5 protein-coding genes are annotated in these 10,227 nt (G+C 73.2%); 1 reads left to right on the top strand and 4 read right to left on the bottom strand.

Annotation, left to right across the window (positions count from 1 at the left end; translation table 11 throughout):
* Nucleotides 1–15 precede the first annotated feature (15 nt).
* The gene (locus tag Ahu01nite_RS40110) at nucleotides 16–3,219 is read left to right on the top strand and encodes a non-ribosomal peptide synthetase (RefSeq protein ID WP_203841991.1); all 3,204 of its coding nucleotides are present in this window, start codon (nucleotides 16–18) and stop codon (nucleotides 3,217–3,219) included.
* 121 nt (nucleotides 3,220–3,340) lie between these two features.
* Here the strand turns inward: Ahu01nite_RS40110 and Ahu01nite_RS40105 are convergent, their stop codons facing one another.
* The 4 genes from Ahu01nite_RS40105 to Ahu01nite_RS40090 are packed head-to-tail and all read right to left on the bottom strand — an operon-like array spanning nucleotide 3,341 to nucleotide 10,227.
* Entirely contained in the window at nucleotides 3,341–4,717 is a 1,377-nt protein-coding gene (locus Ahu01nite_RS40105) for a M20/M25/M40 family metallo-hydrolase (RefSeq protein ID WP_203841990.1), read from the bottom strand.
* Between the two features lie 22 nt (nucleotides 4,718–4,739).
* A complete protein-coding gene (locus Ahu01nite_RS40100) occupies nucleotides 4,740–5,840 on the bottom strand; it encodes an acyl-CoA dehydrogenase family protein (RefSeq protein WP_203841989.1) in 1,101 nt (366 codons plus the stop codon).
* A complete protein-coding gene (locus Ahu01nite_RS40095; RefSeq protein WP_203841988.1) occupies nucleotides 5,837–6,970 on the bottom strand; it encodes an acyl-CoA dehydrogenase family protein in 1,134 nt (377 codons plus the stop codon). Before Ahu01nite_RS40095 ends, Ahu01nite_RS40100 begins: the two co-directional genes overlap by 4 nt.
* Nucleotides 6,967–10,227, bottom strand: coding sequence for a non-ribosomal peptide synthetase (locus tag Ahu01nite_RS40090; protein WP_203841987.1), 3,261 nt, complete (start codon nucleotides 10,225–10,227; stop codon nucleotides 6,967–6,969). Before Ahu01nite_RS40090 ends, Ahu01nite_RS40095 begins: the two co-directional genes overlap by 4 nt.

Raw genomic sequence — 10,227 nt, 5'->3', positions numbered from 1 at the left:
CACGGAGGAGAAGTGATGGAGGAATTGTTCCCGGTCACCAGCTCGCAGGAGCGGCTGGTGGTCACCGAGCGGTTGTTCCCGGGCAGCGCCGCGTACCACCTGCCGTTCGCCCTGCGCCTGCGCGGCCGGCTCGACACCGGCGCCCTGATCGGGGCGGTGCACGAGGTGGTCCGGCGGCACGAGTCGCTGCGCACGGTTATCCGTACCGTCCGCGGTGAGGTCCTGCAGGCCGTCCGGGACGACCACCGGATCGACGTGCCGGTGCGCGACATCCGTGGCCTGGAGGAGGCCGCGGTGCTGCACGACGGTGCCCGCGAGCCGTTCGACCTCGGCGCCGGGCTGCTGCGGGCGAGCCTGCTGCGCACCGGCGACGACGAGTACGTGCTGGCCGTGACCATCCACCACCTGGTCGCCGACATGTGGTCCTGCGGGATCTTCGTGGGCGAGCTCGCCGAGGCCTACCGGGCGCTGACGTCCGGCGAGCAGCCCCGTCTGCCCGAGCTGCCCCTGCAGTACGTCGACTACACCGTGTGGCAGCGCGACCGGCTGACCCCCGAGGTCCTCGACCGGGAGACGGCGTACTGGCGGGAGCGGCTGCTCGGCGCTCCCCCGCTGCTGGAACTGCCGGCCGACCGGCCGCGCCCCGCGACGCAGACGTTCCGCGGCTCGACCGTGCCGATCGTCCTGACCCCGGAGGTGTCACGCCGGGTCAAGGAGCTCAGCCGGCGGCTCGGGGCCACCCCGTTCATGACGCTGCTGGCCGCGTTCCAGGCGGTGCTCGGGCGGTGGAGCGGCGGCGACGACATCGTGGTCTCCAGCGGGCCGGCTTCGCGTACGCCGCAGGTGGAGAACCTGATCGGCTACTTCGCGAGCCTGGTGCTGCTGCGCACCTCGCTGGCCGGCGACCCCACCTTCGCCGAGCTGGTGGGCCGGGTACGCCAGACCGTGCTGGACGTCTTCGAGCATCAGGACCTGCCGTTCGAGCGGCTGGTCGAGGAGCTGGCCCCGCAGCGCGACCTCAGCCACAACCCGCTGACCCAGGTCATGTTCCTGGTGCAGAACGCGCCGATGCCGGTCCCCGCGCTCGACGGGCTCGAGGTCTCCACGGTGCCGGTCGACCGGGGCGCCGCACAGGTCGACGTCAGCATGCAGCTGTGGGAGGCGCCGGACCGCTTCGAGGGCCACATCGAGTACAGCACCGACCTGTTCGACGCCGCCACGATCGAGCGCCTGATCGACGGGTTCGGGACCCTGCTGGCCGCGGCCACGAGCGACCCCGCCGGCCGCCTCTCCGAGCTGCCGGTGCTGAGCGACGACCAGCTCCGTACCGCGGTCGAGGTGTGGAACCGGACCGGGGCGCCGATCGTCGGGGAGACGTTCCCCGAGCTCTTCCGGCGGCAGACGCGGGCCACGCCGGGCGCGGTCGCCGTGGTGCACCCGGGTGGCGAGCTCACCTACGCGGAGCTGGCGGACGCGGTGGACGCGCTGTCCCGGCGGCTGCGCGCGAGTGGCGCGGGGCCGGGAACGGTCGTCGGCAGCTGCCTGGCCCCGTCGGCGGAGCGGCTGGTGTCGTTCCTCGCCGTCATGGACGCCGGGGCCGCGTACCTGCCGCTGGACCCGGACTTCCCCGCCGACCGGCTGGCGTTCATGCTCGACGACGCGGCGCCGGTCCTGGTAGTGGCGCAGCCGGGCACCGAGCTGCCCGGCGGTGTCACGGTGCTGCCACCGGCCGGGCCCGATGTGGCCGACCCCGGCAGGCTCCGGGAACCCACCTCGACGGACCTGGCCTATCTGATGTTCACCTCCGGGTCGACCGGACGGCCCAAGGGCATCTCGATCACGCACCGGGGCGCGGTGAACAACGTGCTCGACACCAACCGGCGGGCGGGTTTCGAGCCGGGCGACCGGGTGCTGTCCGCGTCGGCGGTGACGTTCGACATGTCGGTCTACGAGATGCTCGGCCCGCTGGTCGCCGGTGGTGCCGTGGTGGTGCCCGACGCCGCCCGGGCCAAGGACCCGCGGCACTGGGCCGAGCTGGTCCGCGCGCACCGGGTCACCGTCTGGAACTCGGCGCCCTCGCTGCTCGAGGCGCTCGTCGAGCACGCCGCGCCGGGCGCACTCGCCGGTCTGCGGGTGGCCATGGTCGGCGGTGACTGGGTGTCCGTGACGCTGCCCGAGCGGGCCCGCGCGCAGACGCCCGGCCTGCGGTTCCTCGTCAACAGCGGAGTGACCGAGGTGTCCATCCAGTCGGTCAGCTTCGAGGTGGGCGACGTGGATCCCGGGTGGGCGAGCATCCCGTACGGGCGCCCGATGGACAACCAGACGGTCCTGATCCTGGATCCGCTGGGCCGGGTCGTGCCACCCGGCGTGGTCGGTGAGATCCACTTCGGTGGCATCGGTCTCGCGTGGGGCTATCACCGCCGGCCCGGCCTGACCGCGGCGAGCTTCGTGCCGCACCCGTTCGCCGGGATCACCCCCGGTGTCCCGCCCGGCGACCGGCTCTACCGCACGGGCGACCTCGGCCGGTGCGGGCCGGACGGGCTGATCGAGATCCTCGGCAGGGCCGACAACCAGGTCAAGGTCCGCGGGTTCCGGATCGAGCTCGGCGAGGTCGAGACCGCCCTGCGCGGCTGCCCGGGCGTGGCCGAGGGCGTGGTGACCGTCCACCGCGACGGAACCGATCAGCACCTGGCGGCGTACTTCGTGGCCGCAGGGGAAGCACCGACCGTGACCGAACTGCGGACGCAGCTCAAGCGGACGCTCCCGGAATACATGATTCCCGCGAGCTTCACCCTGCTGCCCGGGCTGCCGCTGTCGGCGGCGGGCAAGGTGGACCGCAAGGCGCTGCCGGCGCCGGGCGCGAAGAACCGGGAGGCCGCGGCGGCCGAGTTCGTGGCGCCGCGTGACCCGGTCGAGTCCGCGCTGGCCGACCTCTGGTCCGAGGTGCTCAAGGTGGACCGGGTCGGCGTGCACGACGACTTCTTCGAGCTCGGCGGCTACTCGCTGGCCGCGACCCGGATCGCCGCGCTGGTCGGCGAGGTGTTCGGGGTGGACATCCCGCTGCGGGCGGTGTTCGACGCGCCGACGGTGGCCGCGCAGACGCAGGTGCTGCGTGAGCAGGGCTGGGCGCAGGGCGTCGATCTCGACGAGGTGCTGACGCTGCTGGCCGAGCTGGACGAGCTCACCGACGACGAGGTGGTCGCCCAGCTGGCCGGCTGACCACGACCCGGGGATGCCGGGATCTCCTGCGGGAGGTCCCGGCATTCTTCTGTGCCCCGGACATACAGCGATGGGCCGCTCGATATCGAACGGCCCATCGCTGTGGGGGAAGGGTGGAACGTCAGCAGCCGGTGAACCCGGTGTTCGGAGCCTTCGCGACCCGCGGCCCGGTCCCCGCCGGGAAGGTGCGCAGTAGCTCCGCCAGGCACTCGGTGCCGAAGTGCAGCGACTCGACGGGGATCCGCTCGTCGGCGCAGTGCAGCAGCCGGCGGTACCCGCTGCCCGCCGGAACCTTCATCGGCAGCCAGCCGTAGCAGCGGATGCCGAGCTGGGCGAAGAGCCGGGCGTCCGTCGAGGCGGGGCTGACCATCGGCACCGGGACGGCGTCGGGGTCGGCCTTGAGCAGGATGGCGGCCATCGTGTCGTAGAACGCGCCGAACTCGGGCTCGGCGATCGTGGCCGGGTCGACGCCGGCGCCCTCGAGCAGCAGCTCGATGACGGGCTCCGGGCCGATCAGCTCGCGGATCTCGGCGACGAAGTCGTCGACCGTGAAGCCGCCCGGCAGGATCCGGCCGTCGAGGTCGACGGTCACCTCGGCCGGGATGACGTTGATCTTCTCGGTGGTCCGCACGATCGTCGGGTTCACCGTGTGCCGCAGCAGCGAGTCCAGGTAGAGACCCTCCTCGAGCGGCAGCGCGGTGGGGATGACGTCGTACGAGCGGCCGACCCGCATCCGGGCGAGGTCCTGCGCCAGCGGCTCGGGCAGGGCGGCGGCCAGCGCGGTGAGCATCCGGTCCACGGCCGGCGTCAGGTGCCGGGGCAGGCGTACCTCGGTGAGCGCGGTGAGCAGCCGGGCGAGCTGGGCGATCGGGGTGCCGGGCGGGCTGAGCCGCGAGCCGTGGCCGCCGGGCCCGCGCAGGGTCACGCGCAGCCAGCCGGCCCGCTTCTCCCCCACGACGATCGGGTGCATGCGGATGCCGCCGAGCTCCATCCCGGCCCCGCCCTCCTCGCCGATCGCGTAGCGGACCCCCTCGAACAGCTCGGGGTGCTCACGGACCAGGTATCCGGCTCCGGCCTTGCTGCCGTCCTCCTCGTCGGCGACGACGGCGAGGATCACGTCGCCGGCCGGGCACTCCCCCGCGGCGTGCAGACCGAGCAGGGCGGCCAGCATCATCGCCAGGCCGCCCTTCATGTCGATGGCACCGCGGCCCCAGAGGTGACCGTCGACGATCCGGCCCTCGAACGGCGGATGCGTCCATCGCTGACCCGTGACGGGTACGACGTCGCTGTGGGCGTGCAGCAGCAACGGCGGTGCCTCGCCCCGGCCGGGGAAACGCGCGACCAGGTTGGGGCGGTTCGGGTCGGAGCCCAACAGCTGGCTCTCCACACCCGCGGCGGCGAGCAGGTCACGCACGTACTCGACGCATGCCTTCTCGTTGCCGGGCGGGTTGGTGGTGTCGAACCTGATCAGGTCCTGGGCCAGGGCCACCGGGTCCATGCAGGGCCGTCCTCTCTGGGGATCATCGTGGGGGGAAACGGGTGTGAGCGAGCAGGCGGCCGGCCTCGCGGCGCAGCGACGGGGTGCGGCCGAGCCAGGCGGCGTCGACCACGGCGCGGCGGTAGAACAGTTGCGCGTCGCCGGCCTCGGTCATGCCGTGGGCGCCGTGCACGTGGACGCACTCGGCGGCGGCCTCCTGGGCCAGCACACCCGCGAGCAGCAGGACCTGGGCGCCGGTGAGCCGGACGTCGGCACCCTCGTCCGCGGCGAGCGCCCCGGCGCGGACCGAGCTCAGGACCGCCGCCGTGCGCGCGGCCAGCGCGGCGAAGCGGTAGGCGAGCGCCTGCATCCGGGCGAGCGGCTGCCCGAACGCGGTGCGCTCCCGCAGTCGCTGGGCGGCGACCTCGATCGCGCCGCGGGCGGAGCCGGCGAGGTATGCGGCGTGCCGGATCCGTGCCCCGGCGAGCGCGGCAGGGTACTGATCGGTGATGTCGTGCACGGCTCCGACGATCTCGCCGTGCGTGACGGTGACCGTGTAGAGGTCACCGCGTGCGATGTCATCGTGGCGCCGCAGCGTGACGCCGGGGCCGGTGGCGGGGACTACGGCCAGTAGCGTCCGGCCCCCGTCCGTGCCGACGAGCAGCAGGTGGCCGGCGTCCGGGGCGAACGCGACGACGCTGCGGGTGGCGTCGACGGTGCCGTCCTCGTGGCGGTGCAGCGGGCCCGGTTCGGTGGGTTCGTCCCCGGGCCGCTCGCGCATGGCGACCGCCAAGGCGGTGGCGCCTCCGGCGAGATCACGCAGGATCGGGGCGTACGCGGGATCACCGGTCGCCGTGAGCAACTCGGCGGCGAACCACGAGTCGGTGAGCGGGCTCTGGTACAGCGCCCACCCGGCGAGCTCGGCCAGGTCGACGAGGTCCCGCTGGCGCTGGTCGCCGAACGCGCCCAGGTCGGCGAGCGCGGCCCACACCCCCTCGCGGGTCGCCGCGTCGTCGGGGTGCAGCACCGCCCCGGCGCCGGCGCCCTTGTCGCGGGCACCGAGGCGGCGCAGCATCGGCGCGAGATCGGCGCAGAAAAGCTCGGCGCAGCGCTCACGGAGGTCGACCGGGAAGGTGGTGGTCACAGCAGCCCCAAACCGTTGGTCGCGATGAGGAAGAGCATGACTTCGGAGGTACCGGAGGCGAGCCGGTGCGACGGGCCCATCCGCAGCGCGGCCTCCCACGTGCCGTCGTCGCCGGTGGTGCCGTCCCACGCGCTCAGCGCCGCGCCGAGACCGGCCAGCTCCGTGCCGGCGGTGAGGATCGGGCGGATCTGCTCGGACGTGTACCACTTGGCCATCGCGGAGGTGACCGGGTCCGGGCGGCCGCCGGCAAGCGCGTGGACCTGCTCCCAGGCGAGGGCGTGCCCGGCCCGCAGCGTCGCGTCGAGCTCGGCGAGCCGGCCGGCCCATTCGGGATCGTCCAGCAGGCCCTGCCCGGCGGCGCGGTCGATGGTCTGGTCGAGCAGCCGGCGCGCCTTGGCGTGGAAGTCGATGCCGGTCCGTTCGAGCTGCAGCATGTCGTTGAGCAGCTGCCAGCCGTTGTCCGGTTCACCCACCACGTCGGCGTCGTCCAGCCGGACGTCGTCGATGACCACGAGGTTGAACCGGTCGTTGGCCATGCCGGGCACCGGTTCGATGTGGACACCCGGGGCACGCAACGGCAGCAGGAACAGGGTGATCCCGTGCATGGCGACCGGGCTGTCGGTCGTGCGGGCGGCGCAGAGGGCGAAGTCGCCGTACTGCGACTTCAGGTTGTAGATCTTGCTTCCGCGCAGCCGCCAGCCGGTGCCGTCCCGGCGTGCGGTGGTGCGCAGCGCGGCCAGGTCGGAGCCGGCTTCGGGCTCACTGAACAGTACGGTGGCCAGGCGCTCGCCGCGGGCCAGCGCGGGCAGGTGCCGGGCCTTCTGCTCCGCGGTGCCGGCATGCAGCAGGAACATCCCGACGAGGTCGACGCAGAGCACGTGGACGTCGTCCGGGATCCCCGCGCGGGTCAGCTCCTCGGTGACGATGGCGTTCTCGACGGCGCCGAGGCCCAGGCCGCCGTACTCGACGGGCCAGCCGGGGGCCAGCCAGCCGCGTTCGCCGAGCCGGCGGTAGACGTCGAGCAGGGCGACCTCGGTACCCGGTGGGTAGGCCGCGATGTCGGCGACGGTGCTGCGTACCGAATCCTCTTCCAGCAGGGTACGCACGTCGTCGCGGAAGCCGGTCGTCATCGCGCGTCCTCCTCCTCGGCGAGCAGGGCGGCCAGCTCGTCGTCGTCGATGGCGGACAGCTCGCGGGTCTCGATCACATCGGCGAGCTGGGCGATCGTCGTGTTGACGAACAGCTCGCGCAGCTCCAGCTCCACGCCGAAGCCCTCCCGGATCCGCGAGCCGAGCTGCGTGATCTTGAGGGAGTTGCCGCCCGCAGCGAAGAAGCTGTCGTGCACGCCCGGGTCAGCGACGCCGAGCAGCTCGGTCCAGATGGCGGCGAGCCGGCGCTGCGTGTCGGTCGCCGGGGGCTCGTGCGCGGCCAGGACCGGGGTGCTGTCCGGCGCGGGGAGACGCTTGCGGTCGAGCTTGCCGCTCGCTGCCCGGGGCAGCTCAGGCAGGACAGAGAGGACGGCGGGCACGAGGTACGCGGGCAGCCGCTCCCCCAGATGCGACCGCAGCCGGACCACGTCGACCTCCCCGGCGGCCACGACGTAGCCGATCAGCCGGGCGTGCACGCCGTGCCCGTGCGCCACGACGACGGCCTCGGTGATGCCGGCGTACGACGTCAGGGCCTGCTCGATCTCGCCCGGTTCGATCCGCAGCCCGCGCAGCGTGAGCTGGTTGTCGACCCGGCCGAGGAAGTCGAGGTCGCCGTTCTCACGCCGGCGGACCAGGTCCCCGGTGCGGTAGAGCCGCCCGTCGTCGCCGAGGTGGTCGGGGATGAACTTGCGTGACGTGGTGTCCGGGTCGTTGAGGTAGCCGCGGGCCAGGTTGCCGCCGATGAGCAGCTCGCCGGGCACGCCGACCGGGGCGAGGTTGCCGAACCGGTCGACCACGTGGGCCCGGTAGTTCGGCAGCGGTTTCCCGATCGGCGGCATGCTGTCGTGGTGGACCGGGGCGCAGCGATGGTCGACGCAGGCGACGGTGGCTTCGGTGGGGCCGTACCCGTTGTGGAACTCGCGGCCACCGGCCATCCAGCGGTTGACCAGCTCACCCGGGAACGCCTCGAGCCCGACGAACAACGCGCGCAGATCGGGCAGCTCCTGCGGGTCGAGCAGGCCGAGGACGGCGGGCGGCAGGTCGGTGACGGTGACCCGCTCGTCGCGGAGCAGGCCCTTGAGCTCGTCGGGGTCCAGCAGCACCCGCCGCGGCGCCTGCACGAGCGTCGCACCGCTGCCGAGGCTCGCGAAGAAGTCGAACAGGCTGACGTCGAAGCACGGGTTGGCGTACTGCAGCACCCGGTCGCCGGGGCCGAGCCCGAAGACGTCGACGATGCCGCTGACGAAGTTCACGATGCTGCGGTGCTCGACGGGTACGCCCTTGGGCTTCCCGGTCGTGCCGGAGGTGAAGACGATGTACGCCAGGTCGCCCGGCCCGGAGACCGGCTCGGGGCGGTGCGACGGCGTGTCCTGCGGGGCATCGTCGAGCAGGATCGCGGTGATGTGGGCGGGCAGACCGGTGGCGAGCTCCGCGGTGGTGACGACCACGGTCGCCGCGGCCTCGCCGAGCACCAGCTCACGACGCGCCGGCGGGTGCTCGGGGTCGAGCGCCAGGTAGGCGCCGCCGGCCTTGAGCACGCCGAGGAACGCCTCGGGCAGCGCGGGTCCCCGCTCGAAGAGCACGCCGACGATGCTGTCCGGACCGACGCCGGCCGCGCGCAGCCGGTGGGCCAGGCGGTTGGCGCGCGTGTCGAGCTCGCCATAGGTGACCGTGCTTCCGGCGAACCGCAACGCCGGGGCGTCCGGGTCGCGGTCCGCGGCGGCCTCGACGACCTGGTGCAGGGTCAGCTCGGCGGTGCCGAAGTCACGGCTCGTGTCGTTCCAGGTGTGCAGCAGCTGCTCACGTTCGGCGTCGCTGATCAGCGGCAGCTCGCTCAGCCGCAGCCCGGGGTCCGCGAGGGCCGCGGTGAGCAGGCGCTGGTAGTGGTCGAGCAGGCGCTCGATGCGGGCCGCGTCGAACAGCTCGGTCGAATACTCGGTCCACAGCCGCAGCCCCTCACCGGGCACGTCGACGATCTCGACGGCGAGGTCGAAGCGGGCCGTCCCGGCGTCGACGGAGTACGGCGTGATGTTCAGGCCGCCGGCCGTGCCCGAGGTCGCACCGCCGTTCTGGTAGGTGAAGCAGACCTGGAACAGCGGGTTACGGCTGGGATCGCGCTCCGGGCTGAGCTCGTCCACGAGGTGCCCGAACGGCAGGTCCTGGTGGAAGTGCGCGCCGACCACCGTGTCCTTCGCGCGATTCAGCAGCTCCCGGAACGTCGGGTCGCCCGCCGTGTCGGTACGCAGCACGACGGTGTTCGCGAAGAAGCCGATCAGCGGCTCGGTCTCGGGACGGGTACGCCCGGACAGCACCGAGCCGAGCACGATGTCGTCCTGCCCGGTGTAGCGCGAGACGAGCACCGTGAACGCGGCCAGCGCAACCGCGAGCGGCGTGACCCGCTCGGCGCGCGCCATCGTGTGCACGTCGCGCTGCAGCTCCGGGGAGAGCATGCGCTCGGTGGTGGCCCCGGCGCGGGTCGGGTCGGCGGGCCGGGAGCGGTCGGCGGGCAGGTCCAGGGTGGGCAGGTCGGCCAGCCGCTCGCGCCAGTAGGCGAGCTGCGTGTCGAGGACCTCGCCGGTGAGGTGGCCACGCTGCCAGACGGCGTAGTCGGCGTACTGGACCGGCAGGGCGGGCAGGGCGGCGGGCGTACCCGCGGCCCTGGCCTGATAGGACCCGACCAGCTCGCGCAGCAGGATCGAGCCGGACCAGCCGTCGGTGACGATGTGGTGCATGGCGAGCACGAGCAGGTGCTCGGCCGGGCCGAGGGCCACGAGGGTCGGCCGCAGACCGGGTTCGGCGGCGAGGTCGAAGGGCCGGCGGACCGCGGCGGCGACAGCCTCGGCAGCCGCGGTCTCGGGGTCGGCCGAGCCGGACACGTCGATGACGGGCAGGTCCACGTCGCCGGCGGGGGCGACGAGCTGATGGGCGACACCGTTGGCGGACGGGAACGTGGTCCGCAGGATCTCGTGCCGCGCGACGACATCGTTCACCGCGTGGCGCAGCACGGCCCGGTCCAGCTCGCCGTCGAGCCGCAGCACGATCGGCGCGTTGTAGACGGGCTGGTCACGCATCCACTCGGCGAGGAACCAGAGCCGCTGCTGGGTGAACGACAGCGGCAGCGGCCGGTCGCGGTCGGCGGGCACGATCGTGTCGCCGGTGCCGCGCGTGGCGGTGCGCTGCCTCTCCCGCAGTGCGAGCAGGGCTTTACGGGTGTCAGCAAGACTACGGGGCTGGGTCAT

The organism is Winogradskya humida, assembly GCF_016862215.1.
Lineage (GTDB): Bacteria > Actinomycetota > Actinomycetes > Mycobacteriales > Micromonosporaceae > Actinoplanes > Actinoplanes humidus.
The sequence above is the reverse complement of the archived record's forward strand: the minus strand, read 5'-3'. Positions and strand labels throughout refer to the sequence as shown.

What these genes read in the sequence shown, in the direction of transcription:
- Ahu01nite_RS40110 (WP_203841991.1), top strand. Translation starts at nt 16, where the DNA reads ATGGAGGAATTGTTCCCGGTCACCAGCTCGCAGGAGCGGCTGGTGGTC.
- Ahu01nite_RS40105 (WP_203841990.1), bottom strand. Translation starts at nt 4,717, where the DNA reads ATGGACCCGGTGGCCCTGGCCCAGGACCTGATCAGGTTCGACACCACC.
- Ahu01nite_RS40095 (WP_203841988.1), bottom strand. Translation starts at nt 6,970, where the DNA reads ATGACGACCGGCTTCCGCGACGACGTGCGTACCCTGCTGGAAGAGGAT.
- Ahu01nite_RS40090 (WP_203841987.1), bottom strand. Translation starts at nt 10,227, where the DNA reads ATGACCCAGCCCCGTAGTCTTGCTGACACCCGTAAAGCCCTGCTCGCA.